Raw genomic sequence first — 24,696 nt, 5'->3', positions numbered from 1 at the left:
TCATGAGCACCGATGCCGTCGCCGTTATCGGCTTCGTTTCCCTCTTCGCCCTGATGCTGCTGCGCGTGCCCGTCGGCATGGCCATGGGCCTCGTCGGCGTCTCCGGCTTTTCCTATCTGGTCGGCGCCACGCCGGCGCTGAAGCTGGTCGGCCAGACCTCGATGCGAACGGTCACCGACTACACCTTCGGCGTCATTCCGATGTTCCTGCTGATGGGCTCCTTCGTCAGCAATTCCGGCATGAGCCGGGAGCTGTTCCGGGCCGCCAACGGCTTTGTCGGCCATTTGCGCGGCGGGCTCGGCATCGCGACCGTCGGCGCCTGCGGCGGCTTTGCCGCGATCTGCGGTTCCTCGGTCGCGACGGCCGCGACCTTCTCCGCCGTTGCCTATCCCGAGATGCGCCGGTTCGGCTATCCGCAGTCCTTCGCCACCGGCGTGATCGCGGCCGGCGGCACGCTGGGCGCGATGCTGCCGCCCTCCACCGTGCTCGCGGTCTACGGCATCATCACCGAGCAGGACATCGGCAAGCTCTTCGTCGCCGGCATCATCCCAGGCCTGCTCGCGATGACCATGTACATGATCACGATCTTCCTGATCGGCTATTTCCGCCCCGACTTCCTGCCCAAGGGCAAGGTGACACCGTGGCGCGAACGTTTTGCCGGATTGAAGGAGATCTGGGCGCCGGTGCTGCTGTTCGTCTTCGTGATCGGCGGCCTCTACGGCCTGCCGTTCCTGCCGCGGTTCACGCCGACCGAGGCCGGCGGCGTCGGCGCCACCGGCGCCTTCATCATCGGCGTGCTGACCGGCCGCCTCGACCGCGAGAAGGTGCTGGCCTCGCTGCTGCAGGCCACACGCACCGCGGCCGCGGTGTTCACCGTGCTGATCGGCGCGCTGATCTTCGGCTATTTCCTCACGGTGACGCAGACGCCGCAGAAGGTCACGGAATTCCTCACCGGTCTCGGCCTCGGGCCCTACGGCGTGCTGGCGCTGATCATGGTGATGTATCTCGTGCTCGGCTGCCTGATGGACGCCATGGCGATGATCATCCTGACCGTGCCGATCATCTTCCCGGTGATCATGCATCTCGGCTTCGACCCGATCTGGTTCGGCATCATCATCGTCATGACCGTCGAGCTCGGCCTGATCCATCCGCCGGTCGGCATGAACGTCTTCGTCATAAAAAGCGTGGTGAAGGACGTGTCCTTCTCCACGATCTTCAAGGGCGTGATCCCGTTCGTGGCGACCGACCTCGTGCGCCTCGTGATCCTGATCGCCTTCCCGCTGCTGGCGACCTGGCTGCCGACGCGCATGATGGCGCATTGAGAGGTGAAGCGATGACCACCCCCACCCTCGAAACAAAGTACGTCTTCACCATCACCGCGCGGATCGGTGAGGTCGTCACCGCCGGCGAGACCGGCATCGGCGTTCGCCGCATCATCCCGATCATCGGCGGCGAGGTGAATGGCGCGATCACGGGCAAGGTGCTGCCGTTCGGCGCCGACTTCCAGACCATCCGCCCCAACGAGCTGATCGATCTCGAAGCGAAATACGCCTTCGCGACCGACGACGGCGCAGTTATCTATGTCGAGAACAAGGGCATGCGCTTCGGCCCGGTCGAGCTCCTGCAAAAGCTCAAGCGCGGCGAGCCGGTCGATCCCAAGCTGATCTATTTCCGCACCGTGCCGCGGTTCGAGACCGGGCACGACAAGTATCGCTGGCTGATGGAGCACATCTTTGTCGGCTCGGCCGCGCGCCATGCGGACCGCGTGGTGATCGACGTGCACCAGGTGATTTGAGAGACGCCCCCGTTTCGGCACACTCCGCTCGTCGTCCCGGCGAAAGCCGGGACCCATACCGCGGAATCTATCGATTGCCGGCGGTCGAAGTACCGAACGACCAATCTCCGCCAAATCTCTCCCTGGAGTTACGGGTCCAAATCTCTCTTTGGGGTTACAGGTCCCTGCTTTCGCAGGAACGACATCGAATTTGGAGGCCCCTCCTGCCCGCCTGACCGATCATCCGCATTTCCCCTGCGCCGCCCCCTCCTTGACTCCTTCCAAATTCGTTATACAACATAACTATTCTGATAAGGACGCAAATGACACAGGGAAACGCCGAGACCGCCAACGCGGGCGCCTCCGGTCTGTTGAGGATCGAGCGGACGGACCGGGTTCTGACCGTGGGTCTGAACCGGCCGGCCAAGCGCAATGCGCTCAATGACGGCATCATCCTGGAAATCGGCGAGTGTTTTGCGTCCCTGCCCGAGGACATCGGCGCGGTCGTGATCCACGGCATCGGCGATCATTTCTCCTCAGGTCTCGACCTCTCCGAGCTGACCGAGCATGACGCGACCGGCGGCCTGCTCCATTCCCAGATGTGGCACCGGGTGTTCGACCGCATCCAGTACAGCCGCGTGCCCGTGATCGCGGCACTCCGGGGCGCCGTGATCGGCGGCGGGCTGGAGCTTGCCTGCGCCGCGCATATCCGAGTCGCCGAACACTCGACCTATTTCGCGCTGCCGGAGGGGCAACGCGGCATCTTCGTCGGCGGCGGCGGCTCGGTGCGGCTGCCGCGCCTGATCGGCGTCGCCAGGATGATGGACATGATGCTGACCGGACGTGTCTACAGCGCGACCGAGGGCGCTTCCTACGGCTTCGCGCAATATCTGACGGAGGCCGGCAACGGGCTCGGCAAGGCGCTGGAGCTTGCGACCAAGATCGCCTCCAACGCGCCGCTGACCAATTTTGCCGTGCTCCAGGCGCTGCCGATGATCGCGGAGGCCAATCCGCAGACGGGTCTGTTGATGGAATCGCTGATGGCCACCGTCGCGCAGAGCGACAAGGAGGCCAAGCGCCGGATCCGCGAGTTCCTCGAGCACAAGACCGCGAAGGTAAAGCCGAAGTCATGAGCGCGCAGCCGTCCTCTTCCAGCACGGAGCGCGGCGCGAGCACTTTCCCGCTGCGGCCGATCTCGTTCGGCGATCCCGCCGTCAACGTCGAGCGCCGCGATGACGGCACGATTTACCTCAGGCCGAAGCAGCCGCTCGGCGACTATCCCGTCCGCATCACCGAGCGCCTGCATCATTGGGCGACGACGACGCCGGACCGCGTCTTCATGGCCGAGCGCGAAGGCGGCCGCGGCTGGCGCAAGATCACCTATGCCGAGCTGCTCACCGCGAGCCGGCACATCGCGTCGAGCCTGATTGCGCGCGGATTGTCCGCAGAGCGCCCTGTCGTCATCCTCTCCGGCAATTCGATCGACCATGCGCTGCTCGCCTTCGGCGCGTTCTACGCGGGCGTTCCGTTCTGCCCGGTGTCGCCGGCCTATTCGCTGGTGTCGAAGGATTACGGCAAGCTGTCCTATCTGATGAAGCTGCTGACGCCTGGCCTCGTCTTCGCCGAGGATGCCGACAAGTTCGCCGACGCACTCACCGCCAATGTCTCGCTCGGCACCGAGATCGCCGCGTCCTATGGCCACGTGCCGGGCCGCGACGTCACCCTGCTCGCCGACCTCATGGCGACGCCGCTCCGCCGCGATCTCGACGAGGTCCACGGCAGGATCGGCCCCGACACGATCGCAAAATTCCTGCTGACCTCGGGCTCGACCGGCAATCCCAAGGCCGTCATCAACACCCAGCGCATGATCTGCGCCAACCAGGTGATGCTGCGCGAGACGCTCGCCTTTCTCAAGGACGAGCCGCCCGTCATCATCGACTGGCTGCCCTGGAACCACACCTTCGGCGGCAACCACAATATCGGCCTGACGCTCTACAATGGCGGCTCGATGTATCTGGACGCCGGCAAGCCGATGCCCGGCGGCATCGAGGAGACCGTGCGCAATCTCCAGGAAATTTCGCCGACGGTCTATTTCAACGTGCCCAAGGGTTACGAATCGCTGCTACCGTATTTGCGCGACGATCAGGGCCTGCGCGCAAGGTTCTTCGACCGGCTGCACGCGATGTTCTTCTCGGGCGCGGCGCTGTCGCCCTTCGTCTGGGACAGCCTCGACGAGCTCGCGGTGAAGGAAAAGGGCTACCGCGTGCCGATGCTGACGGGCCTCGGCGCGACCGAGACCGCGCCGTTCTTCATGTCGGTCAATCCGCGCACCAGCCGCTCCGGCCATGTCGGCCTGCCGGTCTCGGGCAACGACGCCAAGCTGGTGCCGAACAACGGCAAGCTGGAGGTCCGCTGCAAGGGGCCGAACGTGATGCCCGGCTACTGGCGCCAGCCCGACATCACGGCGAAATCTTTCGACGAGGAAGGCTTCTACAAACTCGGCGATGCGCTCAAGCCGGCCGACCCTGATGATCTCAACGCCGGCTTCGACTTCGACGGGCGCATCGGCGAAGACTTCAAGCTCGCCAGCGGCACCTGGGTCAGCGTCGGCCCGCTGCGGGCGCGCTTCGTTGCGGCCTGCGCGCCGCTGGTGCGCGACGTCGTCATCGCCGGCATCAACCGCGACGAGATCTCCGCGCTGGTCGTGCTCGATCTCGACGGTTGCCGGCTGATCAACCCGACGCTGCCGACCGACGATCTCGTCGTCGCGACGCGCGACCGGCTGGTGCGCGAGGCGTTTCGCGAGCGCCTGACCCATTTCCTCGCTTCGGCCACGGGCTCCTCGACACGGATCACGCGCGCGATCCTGATGGACACGCCGCTCTCGATCGACAAGGGCGAGGTCACCGACAAGGGCTCGATCAACCAGCGCGCGGTGCTGGAGCATCGCGGCGAGCTGATCGAGGAGCTCTACGCTGCCAATCCATCGAACCGTGTGATATCGGTCGCTTGAGAAATCATCGCCAAAGGAGAACGCCATGTTGTTGAAGGATCAGGCAGCCATCGTGACCGGCGGTGCATCGGGGCTTGGCGCTGCCACTGCGCGAAAACTGGCGGCGCAGGGCGCCAAGGTCGCGGTGTTCGATCTCAATGCCAAGCTCGCGGAAACCGTCGCCGCCGAGATCAAGGGCGTCGCCGTGACCTGCGACGTCTCCGATGCCGCCTCCGCTGAAGCCGCGATCGCGCAGGCGACGAAGGCCCACGGCCCGGCCCGCGTGCTGGTCAATTGCGCCGGCATCGGCGTTGCCAAGCGCGTAGTCGGCCGCGACGGCCCGATGGCGCTCGCCGATTTCGACAAGGTGATCAAGGTCAACCTGATCGGCACCTTCAACATGCTGCGCCTCGCCGCAACCGAGATGTCCAAGCTCGAGCCGCAGGCGACCGGCGAGCGCGGCGTCATCATCAACACCGCCTCCGTCGCCGCCTATGACGGCCAGATCGGCCAGTCGGCCTATTCGGCGTCCAAGGGCGGCATCGTCGGCATGACGCTGCCGATCGCGCGCGAGCTCGCACAGTTCGGCATCCGCGTGCTGACAATCGCGCCCGGCCTGTTCCTCACGCCGCTGCTCGCCAACCTGCCGCAGGAAGCCCAGGACTCGCTGGCCGCAGCGATCCCGTTCCCGCGCCGGCTCGGCAATGCCGACGAGTTCGCCGCGCTCGCGTTGCACATGGTCGAGAATGCGTACCTGAACGGCGAAGTGGTGCGCCTCGACGGCTCGCTGCGCATGGCGCCGAAATAAGGCGCCGCGATGTTCGTGAACCGGCGCGAGGTCCAGATCCAGTGGGGCGATTGCGACCCCGCCAACATCGTCTATTACCCGCGCTATTTCGCCATGTTCGACGATTCGACCTCGACCCTGTTCGAAGTCGCCGGCTTCTCCAAGCAGGACCTGGTCCGCAAATACGGCCTGGTTGGCATTCCCATGGTCGACACGCGGGCCAAGTTCTACATCCCCTCGACCTATGGCGACTGGATCACCATCGAAACCAGGATCGAGAGCATCAAGCGCTCGAGCTTCGAGGTGAAGCACAACGTCTACAAGGGCGAGGCGCTGGCGCTCGAGGGGTTCGAGACCCGCGTCCTGGTCGGCCGCGATCCCGTTAACCCCGACAAGCTGAAATCCGCACCATTCCCGGCGGAAATGGTAGCCAAATTCACGGGGAGTTAAGTCTGGAGCTAAATCGCCGCATCACCAAAAGAGGGGGCTGAATTACCCCCCGATTTCTGCTTTCAAAGAAACTCGTCAAGGGAGGAATAGATGAAACGCTTTTACCTGACCGCCGCCATCACCGCGGCCGCGCTGGCGCTGCCGGCATTGCCTGCGCTGGCCCAGACCAGCGAAATCACCATCGGCATCACCACCACCACGACCGGCCCGGGCGCCGCGCTCGGCATTCCCGAGCGCAATGCGCTGGAATTCGTGCCGAAGGAAATCGGCGGCGTGCCGCTGAAGGTGATCGTGCTCGACGACGGCGGCGATCCCACCACCGCGACCACCAACGCCCGCCGCTTCGTGACCGAGTCCAAGGCCGACATCATCATGGGCTCGGCGCTGACGCCGCCGACCATCGCGGTCTCCAACGTCGCCAATGAAGCCGGCATCCCGCATTTCGGTCTTGCGCCGTTCCCGATCACGCCCGAGCGCATGAAGTGGTCGGTCGCGATGCCGCAGCCGATACCGATCGTGGGCAAGGTGCTGTATGATCACATGAAGGCCAAGGGCGTGAAGACGCTCGGCTATATCGGCTATTCCGATTCCTACGGCGACCTCTGGTTCAACGACCTCAAGGCCCAGGCCGTGCCGATGGGCATGACCATCGTCGACGAGGAGCGCTTTGCCCGTCCGGACACCTCGGTGACCGGACAGGTGCTGAAGCTGGTCGCCGCCAATCCGGACGCGATTCTGGTCGGCGCCTCCGGCACCGCGGCCGCGCTGCCGCAGACCGAGCTCCGCGAACGCGGCTACAAGGGCCTGATCTACCAGACCCACGGTGCTGCCAGCATGGACTTCATCCGCATCGCCGGCAAAGCCGCGGAGGGCGTGCTGATGGCCTCCGGGCCCGTCATGGATCCCGAGGACCAGCCGGACAGCGCGCTTACCAAGAAGCCGGGCCTCGCGCTGAACTCGGCCTATGAAGCCAAATATGGCCCGAACAGCCGCAGCCAGTTCGCCGGCCATTCCTATGACGCGTTCGAAATCCTCAAGCGCGTGATCCCGAAGGCGCTGAAAACCGCAAAACCTGGCACGCCGGAATTCCGCGAAGCCATCCGCCAGGCGCTGCTGACGGAGAAGGAGCTGGCGGCGAGCCAGGGCGTCTACAACTTCACCGAAAAGGACCGCTACGGCCTCGACGAGCGCTCGCGCATCCTGCTCACGGTGAAGGACGGCAAGTACATGCTGGTGAAGTAGGCGCGGCGAAAGATCTGAGACGACGAGAGCCGGCCCATCGGGCCGGCTCGTTTGTTTTTCGGTTCTTGAATGGCATTGCCACTGAGGTCGTCATGGCCGGGCTTGTCCCGGCCATCCACGCCTTGCCACGCGGCGCGAAGAACGTGGATGCCCGGGACAAGCCCGGGCATGACGAAGCGGATACGCCGCGTTCCTACGCCGCCTGCCGCAGCGGCGTCCAAGCGAACTCCGGATAGTAATTGTCCATCATGCGGTCGACATAGGCGGTGAGGTTTGGAAATCCCTCGGCGCGCTCGCGCAAAGCCGATTCGAAGAACGGCGAAAGAACGCCGGCGAGCATGCCGAATGCGGTGGCATCGACGCCGCAGGGCTTGCTGCCCATCAGGTACGCCTTGTCGCCGAGCTGCACCGACAGCGCGAACAGCGAGCGCACCGCGAGATCGACGTCGTCATCCGGCGCATGGCGGCCGAGGCCGGAGAGCAGATAGTTCTCGGCGACCCGGAATTGCGCATCCTCGCGCAGCTTCTCGCGGTTGTGCTCCGGCGCGCCGTCGAAGAAATGCGCAGGCCCCTTGGCGAAATTGACCGGATCGACCCAGCGTGCGCCGACCAGCGCCCAGTAGACGTGATGCTCGATCATGCGCTCGAAGGCCCAGGCCTGCGCACGTTCCTGCAAAGAGAGCCCGGCATCGAAATCGAAGCCGTAGCGGCGCTCGATATGGGCGCGGATGAAGGTGGAATCGGCCACCGCCTCGCCGCTGTCGTCAATGAATGGCAGCTGCCCCTTGGGGGAAGCGGGCGGCATCGCCCGCTCCTTCCGGTAAGGCAGCCCCGCCATCTTGAGCTGCACTTCCGTCTTGGTGACGAAGGGGCTGATTTCCGGCAGGCCGAAACCGGCGCCAAAGCCGTAAAGCGTGATCATGCGGGCTCTCCTGAACCTGTCGAACGAGTTGACGGAACCTAGCGGCCGGCTGCTGCCACCATGGTGGCAGCAGCCGTGATATCTTCTGCGAAGCGGGCCCCTCGCCAGGCGCGGCCCATCACGTGGCGGACCAGCGCATCCGCGGCATGGAGCAGCGAACGCGTCACGGCGGTCGCGAGCGCAAAGCGGAGGTCGACGACCGTGACATCAAGCGAAACGAGGCGGCTGAATGCCCAGGCCTGCCACGCCTGGACCTGGAAAGGCTGGCTCCGCCACAACGGGCCGGCCGGGCCGAAATGGGTTGGAATGATCATGGACAAATCCTCTTCAGTCGATGTGTTGTCCCGGTATAGAACTCCCCTGCTGCCAACATCCTGTCAGCAGCCGCGCGCCGCCTTCTGAAAAGACCACCGGGAAAAAAGCAGCGACAAGGGACCTGTCATGAGACGCGCCGACCGGCTGTTTCAAATCATCCAGGTGCTGAGGCGCACGCGGAAGCCGCTGACGGCGGACGCGATCGCGGCCGAGCTCGAGACCTCGAAGCGCACGATCTATCGCGACATCGCGACGCTGATCGGCCAACGCGTGCCGATCCGTGGCGAAGCCGGCATGGGTTACATTCTGGAGAAAGGCTTTGACCTCCCGCCGCTCATGCTGACACCCGACGAGATCGAGGCGGCGGTGCTGGGCGCGCAATGGGTCGCGGGCCACGCCGACTCCACGCTGGCGCGCGCGGCCGAAGATTTGATGGCCAAGATCGCCGACACCGTGCCTGAGCGCCTGCGGCCTTTCGTGCTGGAGCCGGCGAGCCGGGCGCGGCCGAGCTGGAACAGGGAACCGGACCGCCTGGACATGGCGCGCACCCGCACCCAGATCCACGAAGGCAAGAAGATCATGCTACGCTATCGCGACGAGCAGGGCCGCCCCAGCGAGCGCGTGATCTGGCCGATCTCGGTCGGCTATCTCGAAGCGGTGCGGCTGCTGGCGGCCTGGTGCGAGCTGCGCGGCGACTTCCGCAGCTTCCGCACCGACCGCGTGGTCGAGGCGACCTATCTCGACGAGAAATATCCGGAGCGGCGCGACGTGCTGCGCGCAAGATGGCGGCAGAGCCTGGTGTGGGGTCCGCCAAAGGATACGTGAGGACGATGGAAGAGATCGACCTGTCGAGTTGTTGCCAGGGTTGCGGCGCCTGCTGCGGCTATTCGCAAAACTGGCCGCGCTTCTCGATCGAGAGCGACGAAGAGCTTGCCGCGATTCCCGAAGGGCTGGTCAATGCGCGCCAGTCCGGCATGCGCTGCGAGGGTGATCGCTGCTCGGCCCTGCAGGGAGAGATCGGAAGGATGACGGCCTGCGGCATCTACGAAGTGCGGCCGGAGGTGTGCCGCACCTGCATGCCGGGCGACGCCGAATGCGCGATGGCACGGCGGAAGTTCGGGTTGCCCGTTATAGAAGGCGCTTAGGCGGGAACGGGTTCGCTGATTTCATCGTCGAGCTCGTCATCGAGCGGTGCGAGCACCGAGAGCGGCTTGGTCGACAGCGTAATCGGCTTGCGCCCGCCGGACAGCGACGGTGAAGATTTCGCCGTGCCTTGGCGCGACAGCGCGAAGAGCGTCGAACCGACGCGGCCGCCGTTCTCGACCAGGTCGCGCTCGCTGCAGCTCGCTGCGATCGCGACCGCCAGCGAGTGCAAATGGCTGCGACGGTAGCAGAACAGCGCCAGCCTGGCGCGCGCGTCAGGGGGAACACTCTCAACCAGCCTCGGCAGCCCACTCTCGCTGGCACGATACATTTCGCCAAGGAGCTCGTCGCGGACCGGGCAGAAATCGCTTTCAAAGGTGTCGCGGCTTGAAAACATTGCAGTTCTCCCTCGTGTCAGGAAGATGCAGCGCAATTCTCTAACGAAAGGTTAACCACGCTGCCCGGTAGTCGCCCGGGGTGCTTGCGCCCTCGCCGCGAATCGGAGGCGCGGGGCGCAAATGCCCTCCCGGCGTCATGGCCGGGCTTGTCCCGGCCATCCACGGAGAGCCGCGAAAAACGTGGATGCCCGGGACGAGCCCGGGCATGACGACCTTTCGTGATGCAAGCGATTGCTTCCAGCCAAGGGCGGCAGGACGGCCGCCCTCAGTTCGCCGCCATGAAGATGGAGAGGCCGAAGCCGGTCAGGTGATGCAGCGCCTGGTCGACGCCGATCAGGGTCCAGAACCAGGGATGCGCAAGGTCGACGCCGAAATTGGCGGAGACGAAGCCCTTGGCGCGGTCGATCGTGATGTGGATCGCGAAGTCGATCAGCGCCACGAACCAGAATCTCGGCGCCACGATCAGGATCAGCGGCAGCGCAACGGCAAGGTGGATCAGGCAGTGCACCAGAAGCGGCAGGGCCCAGCCATGCTTCTGGTCCTTGCCGTGCGCCATCCAGGCGGTCTGGAGAACGAAATCGGCGATGATGTGCTTGAAGGTGAGCAGCAACATCCAGCCAATGAGCGCTTCAACCGGAATCGCCGATGACATGGGTGGAAACGACAAGCTGACGCCTCATTGACGTGACGAGAAGAATTGGAGCGTTCAGCGCAACTTCTTCTTGGACCGGTCAAATCGCCGGGACGCGCGATTTATGACATTTCCCGCGGCGGAATGCAGCCGGGGGAACCGGAAAATCGCCAAGTGTGGCTAACTGGTGATAGGATGACCAATCGCCGCGGACGTGTCGCGTCCGGTTACCTCCGGCTCGAGATTTGCGTTCTGTTACCGTCGCGCTATCATCGGCGACAGAGAATATCTTTCTTTTTTCAGACATTTACGAACTGCAGGGCGCCCGCCGCGAGCCGACCGCCATCCGAGATTAAGGCCAGGTGCTGCCATGAGTACTGAAGGCCCCACCTCATCCCCGACCGAACCGCCGCCCCGGCGCCCCAAGGTGATCAAGACAAACCAGCAGCAGGTTTTCCTCTACGTCGTGCTGACCCTGCTGCTGTCGTTCGCCGCCGTCTGGGGCGGTCGCGCCTTGCTGCACAATTCGGAGACGCTGACCTTTGCCGTCGGCGCTCCCGACAGTGACGAAGCGCTGTTCGCGGCCAAGCTCGCCACTGTGGTGAAGGACAACGCCTCCCGCGTCCGGATCGAGATCGTCAACAACGCGGATAACGCCAAGGCGCTCGCCCAATTCGACCGCAAGCAGGCTGACCTCGCCGTCCTGCGCAGCGACTCCAAGGTGCCGCTGCGCGCGCGCACGCTCGCGATCCTCGAGCATGATCTCGTGCTGCTGCTCGGGCCCGGCAACAAGAAGATCAAGTCCCTCTCCGAGCTCCGGAAGAAGAAAGTCGCGGTCGTCGCCGAGAACGAAGCCTCGCTCGCCTTCGTCCGCAGCATCCTCGAGGTCCCGGACGGCCCCGAGGCTGCGAGGGTCCAGATGGCGCCGCAGAGCGCAACGCTCGACAGGCTGTTTGCCCCGCCGAACGGCTTTGGCGCGGTGGTCGCCGTCGTCCACGCCTCCAGGGCCGTCAGGGACAAATCCTATGAGCAAGTCGCCAGACGCGGCGGCTTCACGCTGAACGCGATCGACGAAGCGAAGATGCTGGCCCGCAAATTCCCGGGCATCTCCGGCGAGACACTGACGGCAGGCACGTTGTCGACATCGCCGCAAATTCCCGACGACGATCTCGACACGATCGGGCTCGAATGGCTCCTGGTCGCACAATCCAGAATGTCCCCGACGACGGCAGGCGAGCTCGCGCGTATCATCTACGAGAACAAGTCTGCGCTCGGCCTCGACAACGGCTTCGCCACCAGGATAGAACCCGCGTCCGTCGAGAAGGATGCGTTCGTGATCGCGCACGGGGGCGCCGCCGATTACATCAACGACGACACCAAGTCGTTCATAGATAAGTACAGCGACCTGATGTATGTGGGCGTGGCCGCGCTCAGCATCATCGGTTCGATCTTCGCGGCGATCTACGCCAAGATCACGAGGATCGCGCCGGAGAAGGCCAGCGAGCTCTCGACCGCCATCCTCGACATCGGCGAGCGGATCGAGCACGCCCACTCGCTGGATCAGCTCGAATGTCTCCAGGACGAGCTGGAGGCCATCTTGCGCGGTGCCGTTATCGGCCTCAGAGACGGCACGATCAGTACCGACGGGCTCGACACCTTCAAGCTCGGCTACGAGTTCGTCCGCGACGAGATCGGCATGCGCCGCGACTATCTGAAACGTCATGCCGGCGAAGCCGACAAGACGGTGGGCGATGTTGGCCCGGCCCAGCTGGACGACAGCAATGTCGTGGTGGTGAAGACCGCCCAGAGCGCCTGATCCGCCGGTTTGGGGCCGCCCGCCGCCGCGCCGCACGTCAGCCGGCCGCCTGGAACTCCACCCATTCGCAATTGTTGGCTTTCCGGCTGCAACCGGAGAATGCGGCATGCGTGCACTCCTTATCATCCTTCTGCTGGCCATGCTGGCGGCGGCCAGCTACTTCGCCTATTCCGCAATGACGGTGGAAGGCGAGCCGATCCCGACGGAAGGCTATGTGGCGCTGGCGCTGGGCGCGGGGTTTTCCGTCATCGTCGGCGTCGGGCTCATGGTGCTGCTGTTCTTCAGCAGCCGCCGCGGCTACGACGAGCCGCCAAATTTCAAGTAGGCACTCCATGAGCGACGGCGGCACGGACGAGCGCGCTCGGTGCAGCCGTGCCAATGAAACTGCCTGCGCCCGTCGTTGACGGCCTCCGCCGGGGCGGGCACTTTGGCGCCGACAATGGAGACAAGAATGTCGGACACCGCCGAGGCAGCCACCGGCCCCCTGATCGAGATCACCGGCGCACGCGCCACCATCCGTCTCAATCGACCGAAACATCTCAACCGCCTCCAGGCGGAGGATCTCGGCGAGCTGACGAGACTGTTCGACCGGGTCGAGACCGATCCCGATATTCGCGTGCTGGTGCTGACCGGCACCGGGCGTGCCTTTTCCGCGGGCTACGATCTCAACTCGGTGGCGGAGCGCGCGGTCAGCGCGAGCGAGCAGCAGAGCGCCGGCTCGGCTTTCGAGGTGGTCGTCAATCGGCTGGAGGATTTGGGCGTACCGACCATCTGCCGGCTCAACGGCGGCGTCTATGGCGGCGCGACCGACCTCGCGCTCGCCTGCGATTTCCGGATCGGCGTCGATACCGCGGAGATGTTCATGCCGGCGGCGCGGCTTGGGCTGCATTATTACCCGAGCGGCATCAAACGCTACGTGACGCGTCTCGGCGTGGACAATGCGAAAAAACTGTTCCTGACCGCACAGAAGATCGGCGCGCCGGAGATGCTGCGTATCGGCTATCTCACCGCGATGGTGCCGGTGGAATTCCTCGACGAGGAAGTCGACAAGCTCGCTGGCGCCCTCGCCGGCAACGCCCCGCAGGCGATGCGCGGCATGAAGCGCGCCATCAACGAGTTCGCCCGCGGCGAGCTCGATGAACCCGCCGCCGACCAGCGCCACCGCGACAGCATGCGCGGCGACGAGATCAAGGAAGGCATCAAGGCGTTTGCCGAGAAGCGGGCACCGCGGTTTTAAGGGATCGGTTGGTGTGCACGAGAGCGCGCCTCACACTCCGCCGTCGTCCCGGACAAGCGCGCCTCAAGCGCGCGCCGATCCGGGATCCATAGCCACAGGCAGAAGTTGCGGCGCGAGGCTGGCAACTCCGAGTCTTCGCAAAACCAAATCCTGTGGATATGGGTCCCGGGTCTGCGCTTGCGCTTGCCCGGGACGACAGCGGAGAATGAGGCACGAGCCGCCTATCCTCCAGCCGCAGCCGCATGCTGCGCGGCCATTTCATCATCCGCCGCATTGATACGCTGGAACGCCGGTCGTGCCGTCATGCGTTCGGCATAACGGACGAACACGTCCTTCTTCGGCACGATGCCGAACATCATGGTCCAGCTGAACGCAACGCCCCACAACACGTCGGCGGCCGTCATGCGCTCGCCGAGCAGATACGGGCCCTCCGACAGCTGCGCCTCGAGCGCACCCAGCATGGTGTCGTAATCCGCATAGGGCGATTGCGTGATCGGCGCCGGCTCGCGCTGCATGAACTTGTCGATCAGGGCCGGCTCGAACGACGATCCGTAATATGCGATCCAGCGCAGATAGGGGCCGCGCCGCGGATCGTTCAGGGCAGGGGTGAGGCCGGCCTGCGGAAACAGGTCGGCGAGATAGATGGTGATGGCGACCTGCTCCGTCACCAGCGCTTCGCCATGGCGGATTGCCGGCACCTTGCCGAGCGGGTTGATGGCGAGATAGGCGGGCATGCGCTGCTCGCCGGCCTTCATGTTGAGAACGTGGAGATCGTAAGGAGCCCCCAGCTCCTCCAGCAGCACCCGCGTGCCGGTGGCGCGCGTTTGCGGCGAGTAATACAGCGTGATGCGGTTCGGATCGGTCATGGCGGTCTCCATCTGGCCTTTTGGCGATGGCGCAGCTTGTAGCGGGCCATACCTGACATCCTCTGTCAGGTATGGTTTAAGGGAGCATGCGCGCGAGCCGGATGCTGTCGATCCTCACCACCCTCCAGGCCAGGGGACGGGTCACCGCGCCCGCGCTCGCGGAGGCCTGCGAGGTCTCGGTGCGCACGATCTATCGCGACATCGACGCGCTCGCGGCGTCCGGCGTCCCAGTTTACGCCGACCGCGGCGCGGAAGGCGGCTATCGCCTGCTCGACGGCTATCGCGTGCGGCTGAACGGCCTGTCGCAGAGCGAGGCGGGCGCGCTGTTCCTGGCGGGATTGCCCGGCCCGGCGGCGGCGCTCGGGCTCGACGCCGCGATGATCGCCGCGCAGAACAAGCTGATGGCTGCCCTGCCCGAGAATCTGCGCGAAGACGCCGGCCGGATGCAGGAACGTTTTCATCTGGACGCACCGGGCTGGTTCGGCGAGGCGGAAGACCCAAAGCACCTGCGCGCCATTGCCGGCGCCGTTCTGCGCGGGACGCTGATCAAGATCCGCTACCAGAGCTGGCGCACGGAGAAGCAACGCCGCGTCGCGCCGCTCGGCCTCGTGCTGAAGGGCGGCAGCTGGTACCTCGCCGGCCAGGTCGACGGCAGCGTGCGCACCTATCGCGTCGCGCGCGTGCTCGACTGCACGGCGCTCGACGACCGTTTCGATCGTCCCGCCGGCTTCGATCTCGCTGCGTACTGGCAGGCCGCGACGCTGCGCCTCGAGGCCGAGATGCATCCCAATGTCGCGATCGTGCGGCTGTCGCCGTTCGGCGTCAAACTGCTCGACGCGCTGAGCCAGCCCTATGTCAAGGCACGCACGCAGCTTGAAGAGACCGTAGATGCCGATGGCTGGCGCATTGCGCGAGTCCCGGTCGGCAAGACGTCGTGGCACGCCGCGGCGGAATTGCTGCGGCTCGGCCCCGAGGCCGAAGTGCTGGAGCCCGCCGATCTCCGCGAGAAGATGATCGAGCTGACGCAGGCGATGGCCGTGCGCTATCGCGCGGTGCGAAAAGCTTGACGGCAGCACACTTTGTCGCAGCCCACGAAACAATCCTGAAACACGATTCTCCGCATCCCGTGTGAACGCGATCGCATCTCATCTCGACCGAGATGCAGGGACACAACAATGGCCCCTGCGCCAAATGGAGAATGAAGATGTTTCGTAAGCTTGCTCTCGGTCTGATCGCTGCCGGCTCGCTCGGTGTTGCCGCCCTCGCGCCCACCGCGGCCTCGGCGGGCGGCTTCCATCACCATCACGGTCATCACCACTGGGGTCCCGGCTGGGGCGTTGGCGGTATCTACCTCAACACGGGCGTCAGCAACTGCTACCAGGAGCGCCTCGTCCGGACCCGTCATGGCCTGCGCGTGCGCGTCGTGAATGTCTGCGCCTACGGGATCTACTGATATCTCCCCTCGCGGCAAAGCCCCGATCGCAACGCGATCGGGGCCTTTGCGTCTGGCTAGCCGGCCTGCCGCTGCCGGCGAAACCAGGCCCAGGTCTCGCGCGTCGTTCTGATATAGCCGCGGCCGCGATGGACGATCTCGCCGTCAACGATCTCGTTCAGCTTCGGCAGCGCGTGAAAGGGGATCGAGGGATAGGCGTGGTGCTCGACATGGTAGGGCATGTTCCACGCGAACCATTTGACGACCGCGCCGGTATAGGTGGTGCGGGTGTTGTGGAAGGCGCTGCGGGTGCGGTCGCAGCCGGTATGCTCGGCGTAGAGGTAGGGCCGCAGGAAGAACTGCCCGATGATCAGGGGCACGATCCAGACCCAGAGCAGCAGCGCCGAGGAAAACCAGAGTGAGAGCGCGAGCAGCAGCGCATACAGTGCCACATGGATTCGTGCCTCCGTCACGATGACGGCGCGCTTGCTCTCGGGGATCCAGGGCACGGTGACCTTGCCGGTGAGCGCATGGCCAAGCATCAGCCGCAGCCGGCCGGCGACCTGGAGCAGGCCGCTATAGGCGAGCGCGAGCTGCGTGTCGGATGCCGGCTTCACCCCGACGATCAGCTCGGGATCCCTTTCCGGATTCTGCGTGTAGCGGTGATGGTCCCAGTGAAACAGGCAGTAATATTCGTAAGGCAGTCCGATGATGAAGGCCGAGAGATAGCCCACCGCGAGATTGAGGCCGCGGCTCCTGAACGCGGTCTTGTGCGCGGTCTCGTGCACCGCCATGAACAGGAAGGCAACGACATAGCCCTGCACCACCATCAGCGGCAGCGCCCAGAGCACGCCCCATGTCGACGAAACCTTCCAGATCAACGCGCCCACCAGCAGGATCACGCCGTAATGGCCAAGGCTCTGCGCCGCCCCCCTGACATTGGAGCGAACCGACAATTCGCGCAGCATGGCCGGTGTCAGCGGCTTCAGGCGATGACCAGGCTCTGAAACGATTGCGTCGCTCATGATCGGTTGCTGACCTACTTGTTCAGAAGCGCGGCGATCTCGGCCTTGATGAAGGCTTGGTCGCGCGGATTGTTGACGGGGTTGCCGGCGCGATGGCCATGCAGCGATGGGATCGGATGCAGCACGGCCGATTTCGCGCCGACGAGCCGGCCGAGTTCGTCCTCGTTGTCGCGGACGTCGAAATAGCGATCGGTCGCGCCCGGCATCAGCAGCATGTGCGCTTTGACCGCCGCCAGCGCCCGATCGAGATCGCCCGCAAATGTCGGGCAGCGGCTGACGTCGCCATTCTGCCAGATCCGGATCTGCGCCAGGAGGTCGTTGGCGTCGCGCCGCGCAAACGTCGCGTCCCAGGCACGGACGAGATAATCCTCCAGCGAATTGAAGCCGGCCTCGCGCCAGAGCTCGTCGCGATAGAAGCCGTGCGACATCGCCCAGCCGGCATAGACGCGCCCCATGGCGCGATAGCCGGCAATGGGCTTTTCGGCGAAACGGCCGTCGCGGAAGGCGGGATCGGCAGTGAGCGCGGCCTTCACGCTTTCCAGGAAGACGTAATTGTAGGGCGCGCAACGGGCGCTGCCGCAGACGACCGCGGCACGCTCGACCATGTCGGGGTGCAGCGCGGCCCAGTGATAGGCTTGCATACCGCCCATCGACCAGCCATAGACCAGCGCAAGCCTTGAGATGCCGAAGCGTTCGGCGAGCAGCCGGTGCTGGACCGCGATGGCATCGTGATAGGTCACCGCGGGGAAGGGCGCGGGCGTATTCGACGGCGAGGACGACAGACCGTTGCCGAACAGGTTCGGGATGATGATGAAGTAACGCGTAGGATCGAGCACGCCGTCGGGCCCGATCAGCCATTCAGTATCGGTGTGCTGCGCACTGAACGAGGTCGGATAGAGGATGACGTTGTCCCGGGCCGGGCTCAGCGTGCCGTAGGTCTTGTAGGCGAGCTTCAGGGAGGGGAAGACGGTCCCGGACCGGAGCAGGACGTCCCCGGCCTCGAATATCTCGTAGTCGCGCTGCGCCGCCATGCATTCAGCTCCCGCTCACGGAGGCCGCAAATCCCCACGGCTTCCGCGATGCATCGATCATGCCGGATCCACAGATGCGTCGTTTTGCGGCCGGCCCCTAATAATTGTACTTTTAGTACAGTTATTAGGGGCCGGCAAGATAAATCCGATCCGCACACCGGCTCAGGCGATGGCCGACAGATAGCGCGCGACCGACGCCGCGAACGCAGCCTTGGCCCCGCTGGCGATGTTGCGGCCCCACCAAGCTCCGTAGATCCGATCGAAGGCGAGCGGCTCGACGGCTGCCGCGATCCGCCGCACCGCGGCAGCGCCCAGCGGCATGTAATTCGGATAGGAGTACATGAAGCTGACGAAGCGGCGGTCCATCGTCACCTGCGCGATGTCCCCGGTGAGCAGCGCGCCCTTGCCGTCCGCACCACGACCATAGTGCAGCATGGTGGCGCCGGCGAAGTGGCCGCCGGTGCGCAGCAGCAGCACGTCATCGGAGATGCGATGGCTCTCGCCGGTCCAGTGCACGATCGCCGGATGAGGCCGTGTGACGAAGGCGCGGTCGTCGGCGTGCAGGTACACCGGCACGCCCCCAAACGTGTCGCTCCAGTCGGCGACCGCGCCGTAGTAGTGCGGATGCGAGATCGCGATGGCCTTCAGCCCGCCGAGTGCCGCGACATATTGGATGGCCTCGTCTGTCGCAAGCGGAATGCAATCCCACATCACGCAGCCGTCGTCCTGAGGCACCAGCAGTGCGCGCTGCCCGATGGCAAAGCTCGGCTCCATCCCGATCCCGGTGAGGCCAAGATCGTCGCGTCCCACCAGTCGATGCCTCCGCGCGAGCTCCTCGCGCGCGAGAAAGGTCTGTCCTTTCCAGTTCACGAACTGTCGCTCGTCCTCACAAATCGGGCAGGAGTCGGGCGGCGCTCCGCGTGAGGGAAATTGAGCACCGCAGGTTTCGCAGGTCCAGAGAGGCATGACTCGTGCTCCGTGGGAAGATCCAGGATGACATTGCGGACAAGCTCCCGGCAAGAGCGATGGCGGGCAGCAGTGACCGGAACCAACGCGGTGAGCCCCCGTTACGTTCAGGTCCACGCCAGAACGATTGGCCAAGGGGATCACGACACACGAAGAGCATGTTCGAGTATCGATGGCATCGCGGTCCCCCACCTCGTCCCGTATCTGGCCTTTGTTCGCGCTCAATTTTTTCATGGCCGACATGCAGTCGGGCATCGGGCCGTTCGTCGGGGTATTTCTGCAGGAGCGCGGCTGGGCCAGCGGGCTGATCGGCACCGCTATGACCATCGGCAACGTCGCGGGCATGCTGATCACGACGCCGATCGGAGGCTTCATCGACGCCAGCCGCAACAAGCGGCTCTGGGTCGTCATTCCCGGCATCTGCGTCGTTCTCGCGTCCGGGATCATCCTGATCTCGCAGACCTTCTGGGCGGTGACGCTCTCGCAAGTCGCGCAATCGCTGGCGAGCGCCGCGATCGTGCCGGCGGTAACGGGCATCACGCTCGGCATCGCCAAGCAGAAGGGCTTCAACGCACTCAACGGCCGCAACCAGGCCTACAACCACGCGGGCAACATGGTCGGCGCCGCATTGTCGGGCTATCTCGGCTACCAGTTCGGCTATGTCGCCGTGTTCGCGCTGGCGGCCGTGTTCGGCGCCATCGCCATCGCCTGCGTCCTGATGATTCCCGCAAGGGCAATCGACGACCGCGCCGCGCGCGGCAGCAAGGAGGACGACTCCAAGGCTCCGCCGGATGCGATGACGATCCTGCTCAAGCACCGGGCGCTGCTCGTGCTGGCGCTCACCCTCGCGCTCTTCCATCTCGGCAACGCCGCCATCGTTCCGCTCTACGGACTAGCCGCGGTGGCCGAAGGGCAGGCGAACGGCCCGAGCTTCGTCGCGACCACCGTGGTGATCGCGCAAGGCGTGATGATCGTGACGTCGCTGACCGCGATGAAGGCCGCGAGCAAGCGCAACTACTGGCCGGTGATTCTGGTCTCCTTCATGTTCCTGCCGATCCGCGGCGTGCTTGCCTTCTTCGTCACGGGATGGTGGGGCGTCGTGCCGATGCAGGTGCTCGACGGCATCGGCACCGGGCTGCAAACGGTCGCCGTCCCCGGCATGGTCGCGCGCGCGCTCAACGGCACCGGCCGCATCAATCTCGGCCAGGGCGCCGTGATCACCGTGCAGGGCATCGGCGCGAGCCTCAGTCCCGCGCTTGGCGGCTGGATCGCGCAATGGATCGGCTACGGACCGACCTTCCTGCTGCTCGGCGGCTTTGGGCTCGCGTCGATCGCGCTGTGGCTGGCCTTCGCGGCGGCGGTGAAGAAGTATTGAGGCTCGCCAGCGCGGCTTTCCGCGCTGCGGCACCTGGTCGCTGGCGTAGCGCGCCGTCGCGAATGGCTTATCACGCAATTCCGCGCTTTTACCGTTGCCGAGGACGGGTAAACGATACAACCTGCCGAATTGCCGTCAAACCCGCGCTTTCCGACCGATGATCCAGCCTCAGCTCTCATTCAGCGGCGATCCGACGGGACCGGCCTATGAGGGGTGGCGCGAGCAGTTCTGCCGGCAGGTGATGGGGACCGATTTCGTCCCGGTCGGGGACGGCCCGGTGCACCGGACCATCGCGCCCGCCATCCTTCCACGCGTGAGGTTGTCCGCCTCCTACGGTACGCCGATGAGCTTCGTCTCCATGGGCACCAACGACGAGTTGGTGATCGTCGCGTCACCGAATTCGGCTCTGAGCGGGACCATGGGCAGGCGCGCGCTCAACATCGCCGCCGGCGACCTCACGATCGGAGATCCGTCGATCCGGGGCGCCCGAGTCACTCAGACGGCGTACGGCAACTTCCAAACCGCACTGTTGCCTCGCAAGGCCCTGCTGCGCGCCTGCCCGAATGCCGAAGATCTGATCGCCCAGTCGATCCCTGGCGCCATGCCGATTACATCGATGTTCCTGCGGTACTACGACTTGGCACATACGCATGCGGACAAGCTGGCCCCGACGGAGCTCGATGCGGTCTCGCAGCATTTGTTCGACCTCGCCGTGCTGATGATCGGAGCCCGCGGCGATGCCGCCGAGGAGGCGCGGACGCGCGGCCTTGCCGCGGCGCGTCTCGAAGCCCTGAAGTCCGACATCCTGGCGCAGCTGGACAGCCCCGCCTTGTCGCTGTCCGATCTTGCCGCCGCGCACCGGATCAGCCCACGCACCATCCAACTGCTGTTCGAGCGCGCCGGCATCACCTATAGCGGCTTCGTGCTGGAGCAGCGGCTGCTGCGGGCCGAGCGGTTGCTGCGAAATCCCGCCATGCGCACGCGCAAGATCATCGAGATCGCGCATCTGGCGGGATTTCACGACGTATCCTATTTCCACCGCGCGTTTCGCCGCCGCTTCGGACAGACGCCCGACGACGTGAGGAAGCTGGCTGGTGAGACAAACTAGGCGAACTCGACCACGATCTTGCCGAATGGCCACCGTGCTGCATCAGGCGCATCGCTCCGGCACGATCGCTCCGTCTCAGGTCCCAAAATTCTTCTGGATCGCCTTGTCCAAGGTGTCGCCGCCGACGAAGCGCTGGCGCAGCTCGCGCTTCAGCAACTTGCCGCTCGGATTCTTCGGCAGGCTATCGACAAAGATGACGCGCTTGGGCACCTTGAAATGCGCCATCTGGCCGGCGCAGTGCTTGATGACGGCGTCCTCGTCCAGCTTCTCCCCGCTCTTCACCACGACGATCGCGGTCACCGCCTCGATCCAGCGCGGATCGGGCAGGCCGACCACGGCGACCTCGGAGACGGCGGGGATGCGGTAGACCATCTCCTCGACTTCGCGGCTCGCGACGTTCTCGCCGCCGGTCTTGATCATGTCCTTGACGCGATCGACCACGGTGATGTGGCCTTCGTCATCGACGGTGGCGAGATCGCCGGAATGAAACCAGCCGCCGGAGAACGCGGCCGCCGTCTTCACCGGATCGTTGTAATAGCCGGAGAGCAGATGCGGCGAGCGGTGCACGATCTCGCCGACCTCGCCGACCTTGACGTCCTCCATCGCCGTGTTGACCACGCGCGTCTCGACATTGAGCACGGGCTTGCCGGCCGAGCCGGCCTTGCGCAGCTGATCCTCCGGTCGCAGCACGGTCGCGAGCGGCGCTATCTCGGTCTGGCCGTAGAAGTTCCAGAACCTGACGTTGGGCAGGCGGCGCTGCAGCTCGAGCAGCACTTCCACCGGCATGATCGAGGCGCCGTAATAGCCTTTTTGAAGCGTCGATAGATCGGTCGTGTCGAAATTCGGCGAGCGCAGCATCGCGATCCAGATCGTCGGCGGCGCGAAGAACGAGGTGATCTTGTGGGCCTGGATCAGCGCCAGGATGTTGTCGGGGGTCGGCTTGCCGGTGATGACGCCTGAGGCGCCGAGATAGATCTGCGGCCCCAGGAAAACGTCGAGCTGGGCGCAATGATAGAGCGGCAAGGCGTGCAGAAACTTGTCGTCCGCGCTCATGCCGCCGTCAATGATGCAGCTGACATACTGCCACATCACGGCCTCGTGGGTCAGCATCGCACCCTTGGGCAGAGATTCCGTGCCGCTGGTGTAGACGATCTGCGCGAGATCGCGGCTATCGACCGATGCATCCAGGAACGAGCCGTCGGCGTCGAGGAGATCGTCGAAGGTGGTGAGCCCGGCGGGCGTCGATGCGGGATCCTCGCCCGGCAGCCAGATCATCTTCTCGACCGCGCAATCCTTCGCGCTGGCCGCGCGTGCCTGCTCGACGAAGTCCGGTCCGGTCGCGAGCAGTTTCGCGCCGGAGCTCTTCAGGATGAAATTGATCTCGTCCGGATTGAGCATGAAGTTGATCGGCACCAGCACGGCGCCGATCCGGGCCAACGCGAAGCGCAGCGCGGCGAAGGCGTGCGAATTGCGCGACAGCACGGCGACACGATCGCCCTTCCTGACGCCGAGCCCGAGCAGGCCGCGGCCGAGCCGGTTGCAGATCGCGTCCATTTCGGCAAAGGTCCAGCTCACACCGCCGCAGCTTACCGCGAGCTTGTTCGGCTCGCGGCCCGCCGAGCGGCGCAAGAGATCGCCGATCGAATGCTCGCGCGCTTTCGAGATGGTGGCTGCGGTGTCGCCGGTCATGTGTTTCCCCTGAATTTTAGCCTGCGTGAATGGCGGCCTGGGCATTCGTCGGCCCACCGCATTCAAACGTATCTTGCGTTTGCGCAAACGTAGTCGGCGCCATTGGCTGCGTCAAATCAACCGGCCTGCGCGGCGTCATCACGCAAGAATTGACGCTCCAGAGCAGCAATTCTGGGTTCGTGCACCAACTATAATATCGGGGGAAATACCATGTGCCGGATTATGTGCGCCGCATTTGCGGCTGCACTCGCTGCGTTTGCGATCTGCCCTTCTCATGCCCAGCAAGGCCCGCTCAAGATCGGCGTGCTCTCCGACTTCTCTTCCGTCTATTCCGACATCGGCGGCATGGGGAATGTCGAGGCCACCAAAATGGCGATCGAGGACTTCGGCGGCAAGATGTTCGGCAAACCGATCGACATGGTCAGTGCCGACGTGCTCAACAAGCCCGACGTCGCCTCCACCATCGCGCGCAAATGGTGGGAGACCGAAGGCGTCGACATGATCATCGATCTGCCGACTTCGGCCACCGCGCTCGCGGTGATGGAGCTGTCGAAGCAGTACGAGAAGATCATGATCGTGACGGATGCGGCGAGCTCCGACATCACCGGAAAGTCCTGCTCGCCCTACACCGCGCACTGGACCTACGACACCTATGCCAACGCACACACCGTCGGCAGCGCCATCGTCAAGAACGGCGGCGACACCTGGTTCTTCCTGACCGCGGACTACGTGTTCGGCCATTCGGTCGAGCGCGACACCGGTGACGTCGTGAAGGCCTCCGGCGGCAAGGTGCTGGGCAGCGTCAAGCATCCCCTCAACACGGCGGACTTCTCCTCTTTCCTGCTTCAGGCCCAGGCTTCCAAGGCCAAGATCATCGGCCTCGCGAACGGCGGCGGCGACACCATCAACGCGATCAAGCAGGCCGGCGAGTTCGGCATCGTTGCCGGGGGCCAGAACCTGGCTGCGATCGTGATGTTCATCTCCGACGTGCACAGCCTCGGGCTCAAGCTCGCTCAGGGCCTGATCGTCACCGAGGCCTATTATTGGGACCTCAACGACAAGACTCGCGCCTTCGGCAAACGCTTCTTGGAGCGGGTCAAGCGCATGCCGACCATGAACCAGGCCGCGACCTACAGTGCCACGCTGCACTATCTCAAGGCCGTGCAGGCCGCCGGCACCCGCGACACCAAGACGGTGATGGCCAAGATGCGCGAGCTGCCGGTGCGGGATGCCTTCACCGACAACGGCGTGCTTCGCGAGGACGGCCGCATGGTGCACAGCATGTACCTGTTCCAGGTGAAGAAGCCGGAGGAATCGAAGGGGCCGTGGGATTACTACAAGCTGCTCGCCGAAGTTCCCGCCGACCAGGCATTCCGGCCGCTGAAAGACGGCGGCTGCCCGCTGGTGAAGTGAGACGGCCCGGATCGCGCCGACGGCAATTCATCCACCAAGTCTCGCTCGTCCGCTCGACCAAAAGGGCGGACGAGCGGCGATCAC

Annotated in this window: 26 protein-coding genes; 17 read left to right on the top strand and 9 right to left on the bottom strand. The window is 64.9% G+C overall.

Annotated features, from left to right (window positions below):
* The first annotated feature begins 2 nt into the window (after positions 1-2).
* The 7 genes from ABIA42_RS37680 to ABIA42_RS37650 all read left to right on the top strand — a co-directional run bounded on the left by ABIA42_RS37680 (position 3) and on the right by ABIA42_RS37650 (position 7,245).
* On the top strand, positions 3-1,322 hold the full coding sequence (locus tag ABIA42_RS37680; protein WP_370115953.1) for a TRAP transporter large permease: 1,320 nt from the start codon (positions 3-5) through the stop codon (positions 1,320-1,322).
* 11 nt (positions 1,323-1,333) lie between these two features.
* Positions 1,334-1,795 (top strand): DUF3237 domain-containing protein, encoded by a 462-nt coding sequence (locus tag ABIA42_RS37675; protein WP_370115955.1) that lies wholly within the window; start codon positions 1,334-1,336, stop codon positions 1,793-1,795.
* Positions 1,796-2,097: 302 nt separating this feature from the next.
* Complete coding sequence (locus ABIA42_RS37670; protein WP_370115956.1) at positions 2,098-2,907, top strand: crotonase/enoyl-CoA hydratase family protein; 810 nt, start codon at positions 2,098-2,100, stop codon at positions 2,905-2,907.
* Positions 2,904-4,787 (top strand): feruloyl-CoA synthase, encoded by a 1,884-nt coding sequence (locus tag ABIA42_RS37665; RefSeq protein WP_370115957.1) that lies wholly within the window; start codon positions 2,904-2,906, stop codon positions 4,785-4,787. The genes ABIA42_RS37670 and ABIA42_RS37665 overlap by 4 nt, the downstream gene beginning before the upstream one ends.
* A 25-nt stretch (positions 4,788-4,812) precedes the next feature.
* Complete coding sequence (locus ABIA42_RS37660) at positions 4,813-5,574, top strand: SDR family NAD(P)-dependent oxidoreductase (RefSeq protein ID WP_271529854.1); 762 nt, start codon at positions 4,813-4,815, stop codon at positions 5,572-5,574.
* Between the two features lie 9 nt (positions 5,575-5,583).
* Positions 5,584-6,003 (top strand): thioesterase family protein, encoded by a 420-nt coding sequence (locus tag ABIA42_RS37655; protein WP_271529855.1) that lies wholly within the window; start codon positions 5,584-5,586, stop codon positions 6,001-6,003.
* A gap of 90 nt (positions 6,004-6,093) precedes the next feature.
* Positions 6,094-7,245 carry an ABC transporter substrate-binding protein gene (locus tag ABIA42_RS37650; RefSeq protein WP_370115959.1) on the top strand — a complete coding sequence of 384 codons (1,152 nt, stop codon included), beginning with the start codon at positions 6,094-6,096 and terminating at the stop codon, positions 7,243-7,245.
* Between the two features lie 193 nt (positions 7,246-7,438).
* On the opposite strand, the gene ABIA42_RS37645 is transcribed toward ABIA42_RS37650, so the two are convergent.
* Positions 7,439-8,167 carry a glutathione S-transferase family protein gene (locus ABIA42_RS37645; RefSeq protein ID WP_370115960.1) on the bottom strand — a complete coding sequence of 243 codons (729 nt, stop codon included), beginning with the start codon at positions 8,165-8,167 and terminating at the stop codon, positions 7,439-7,441.
* 38 nt (positions 8,168-8,205) lie between these two features.
* Positions 8,206-8,481: a hypothetical protein gene (locus ABIA42_RS37640; RefSeq protein ID WP_271529860.1), complete on the bottom strand. Its 276-nt coding sequence runs from the start codon at positions 8,479-8,481 to the stop codon at positions 8,206-8,208.
* A gap of 127 nt (positions 8,482-8,608) precedes the next feature.
* Here ABIA42_RS37640 and ABIA42_RS37635 point away from each other — a divergent pair, with 127 nt between their 5' ends.
* Both ABIA42_RS37635 and ABIA42_RS37630 read left to right on the top strand, forming a co-directional pair.
* On the top strand, positions 8,609-9,307 hold the full coding sequence (locus ABIA42_RS37635) for a YafY family protein (protein WP_061029950.1): 699 nt from the start codon (positions 8,609-8,611) through the stop codon (positions 9,305-9,307).
* A 5-nt stretch (positions 9,308-9,312) separates the two neighbouring features.
* On the top strand, positions 9,313-9,627 hold the full coding sequence (locus ABIA42_RS37630; RefSeq protein ID WP_370115962.1) for a YkgJ family cysteine cluster protein: 315 nt from the start codon (positions 9,313-9,315) through the stop codon (positions 9,625-9,627).
* Here the strand turns inward: ABIA42_RS37630 and ABIA42_RS37625 are convergent.
* Together ABIA42_RS37625 and ABIA42_RS37620 are read right to left on the bottom strand one after the other, a co-directional pair.
* Positions 9,624-10,022 (bottom strand): hypothetical protein, encoded by a 399-nt coding sequence (locus ABIA42_RS37625; RefSeq protein ID WP_271529863.1) that lies wholly within the window; start codon positions 10,020-10,022, stop codon positions 9,624-9,626. The two genes, ABIA42_RS37630 and ABIA42_RS37625, sit on opposite strands and share 4 nt — an antisense overlap.
* Before the next feature lie 266 nt (positions 10,023-10,288).
* Complete coding sequence (locus ABIA42_RS37620) at positions 10,289-10,636, bottom strand: DUF3307 domain-containing protein (protein ID WP_050995144.1); 348 nt, start codon at positions 10,634-10,636, stop codon at positions 10,289-10,291.
* 388 nt (positions 10,637-11,024) lie between these two features.
* Between ABIA42_RS37620 and ABIA42_RS37615 the strand changes: the two genes are divergently transcribed.
* From ABIA42_RS37615 to ABIA42_RS37605, 3 genes are all read left to right on the top strand, one after another.
* Positions 11,025-12,470 carry a TAXI family TRAP transporter solute-binding subunit gene (locus ABIA42_RS37615; protein ID WP_370143726.1) on the top strand — a complete coding sequence of 482 codons (1,446 nt, stop codon included), beginning with the start codon at positions 11,025-11,027 and terminating at the stop codon, positions 12,468-12,470.
* A 106-nt stretch (positions 12,471-12,576) separates the two neighbouring features.
* Positions 12,577-12,795 (top strand): hypothetical protein, encoded by a 219-nt coding sequence (locus ABIA42_RS37610; protein WP_370115964.1) that lies wholly within the window; start codon positions 12,577-12,579, stop codon positions 12,793-12,795.
* A gap of 126 nt (positions 12,796-12,921) precedes the next feature.
* Positions 12,922-13,707 (top strand): enoyl-CoA hydratase/isomerase family protein, encoded by a 786-nt coding sequence (locus ABIA42_RS37605; RefSeq protein WP_370115966.1) that lies wholly within the window; start codon positions 12,922-12,924, stop codon positions 13,705-13,707.
* Positions 13,708-13,928: 221 nt separating this feature from the next.
* Here ABIA42_RS37605 and ABIA42_RS37600 read toward each other — a convergent pair whose 3' ends face one another.
* Positions 13,929-14,573 (bottom strand): glutathione S-transferase family protein, encoded by a 645-nt coding sequence (locus ABIA42_RS37600; protein ID WP_370115967.1) that lies wholly within the window; start codon positions 14,571-14,573, stop codon positions 13,929-13,931.
* 86 nt (positions 14,574-14,659) lie between these two features.
* Between ABIA42_RS37600 and ABIA42_RS37595 the strand changes: the two genes are divergently transcribed.
* The gene (locus ABIA42_RS37595; protein ID WP_370115968.1) at positions 14,660-15,640 is read left to right on the top strand and encodes a helix-turn-helix transcriptional regulator; all 981 of its coding nucleotides are present in this window, start codon (positions 14,660-14,662) and stop codon (positions 15,638-15,640) included.
* Positions 15,641-15,777: 137 nt separating this feature from the next.
* On the top strand, positions 15,778-16,026 hold the full coding sequence (locus tag ABIA42_RS37590) for a hypothetical protein (RefSeq protein WP_028179940.1): 249 nt from the start codon (positions 15,778-15,780) through the stop codon (positions 16,024-16,026).
* 56 nt (positions 16,027-16,082) lie between these two features.
* Here ABIA42_RS37590 and ABIA42_RS37585 read toward each other — a convergent pair whose 3' ends face one another.
* The 3 genes from ABIA42_RS37585 to ABIA42_RS37575 all read right to left on the bottom strand — a co-directional run bounded on the left by ABIA42_RS37585 (position 16,083) and on the right by ABIA42_RS37575 (position 19,027).
* Positions 16,083-17,030, bottom strand: coding sequence for a fatty acid desaturase (locus ABIA42_RS37585; protein WP_370115970.1), 948 nt, complete (start codon positions 17,028-17,030; stop codon positions 16,083-16,085).
* 14 nt (positions 17,031-17,044) lie between these two features.
* Positions 17,045-18,061 carry an alpha/beta fold hydrolase gene (locus ABIA42_RS37580; RefSeq protein ID WP_370115971.1) on the bottom strand — a complete coding sequence of 339 codons (1,017 nt, stop codon included), beginning with the start codon at positions 18,059-18,061 and terminating at the stop codon, positions 17,045-17,047.
* A gap of 162 nt (positions 18,062-18,223) precedes the next feature.
* Positions 18,224-19,027: an MBL fold metallo-hydrolase gene (locus tag ABIA42_RS37575; protein WP_370115973.1), complete on the bottom strand. Its 804-nt coding sequence runs from the start codon at positions 19,025-19,027 to the stop codon at positions 18,224-18,226.
* A gap of 172 nt (positions 19,028-19,199) precedes the next feature.
* Between ABIA42_RS37575 and ABIA42_RS37570 the strand changes: the two genes are divergently transcribed.
* Positions 19,200-20,402 carry an MFS transporter gene (locus tag ABIA42_RS37570; RefSeq protein ID WP_370115974.1) on the top strand — a complete coding sequence of 401 codons (1,203 nt, stop codon included), beginning with the start codon at positions 19,200-19,202 and terminating at the stop codon, positions 20,400-20,402.
* 358 nt (positions 20,403-20,760) lie between these two features.
* Positions 20,761-21,510: an AraC family transcriptional regulator gene (locus ABIA42_RS37565; RefSeq protein WP_271529879.1), complete on the top strand. Its 750-nt coding sequence runs from the start codon at positions 20,761-20,763 to the stop codon at positions 21,508-21,510.
* A 75-nt stretch (positions 21,511-21,585) separates the two neighbouring features.
* Here ABIA42_RS37565 and ABIA42_RS37560 read toward each other — a convergent pair whose 3' ends face one another.
* The gene (locus ABIA42_RS37560; RefSeq protein ID WP_271529880.1) at positions 21,586-23,199 is read right to left on the bottom strand and encodes an acyl-CoA synthetase; all 1,614 of its coding nucleotides are present in this window, start codon (positions 23,197-23,199) and stop codon (positions 21,586-21,588) included.
* A 222-nt stretch (positions 23,200-23,421) separates the two neighbouring features.
* Between ABIA42_RS37560 and ABIA42_RS37555 the strand changes: the two genes are divergently transcribed.
* Positions 23,422-24,612: an ABC transporter substrate-binding protein gene (locus ABIA42_RS37555; protein ID WP_370123697.1), complete on the top strand. Its 1,191-nt coding sequence runs from the start codon at positions 23,422-23,424 to the stop codon at positions 24,610-24,612.
* Positions 24,613-24,696 lie beyond the last annotated feature (84 nt).

Origin of the sequence: Bradyrhizobium sp. USDA 327 (genome assembly GCF_041262065.1) — a bacterium.
Classification (GTDB): domain Bacteria; phylum Pseudomonadota; class Alphaproteobacteria; order Rhizobiales; family Xanthobacteraceae; genus Bradyrhizobium; species Bradyrhizobium liaoningense.
Note: the sequence above shows the minus strand (reverse complement) of the source record. Positions and strands in the feature narration are given on the sequence as shown.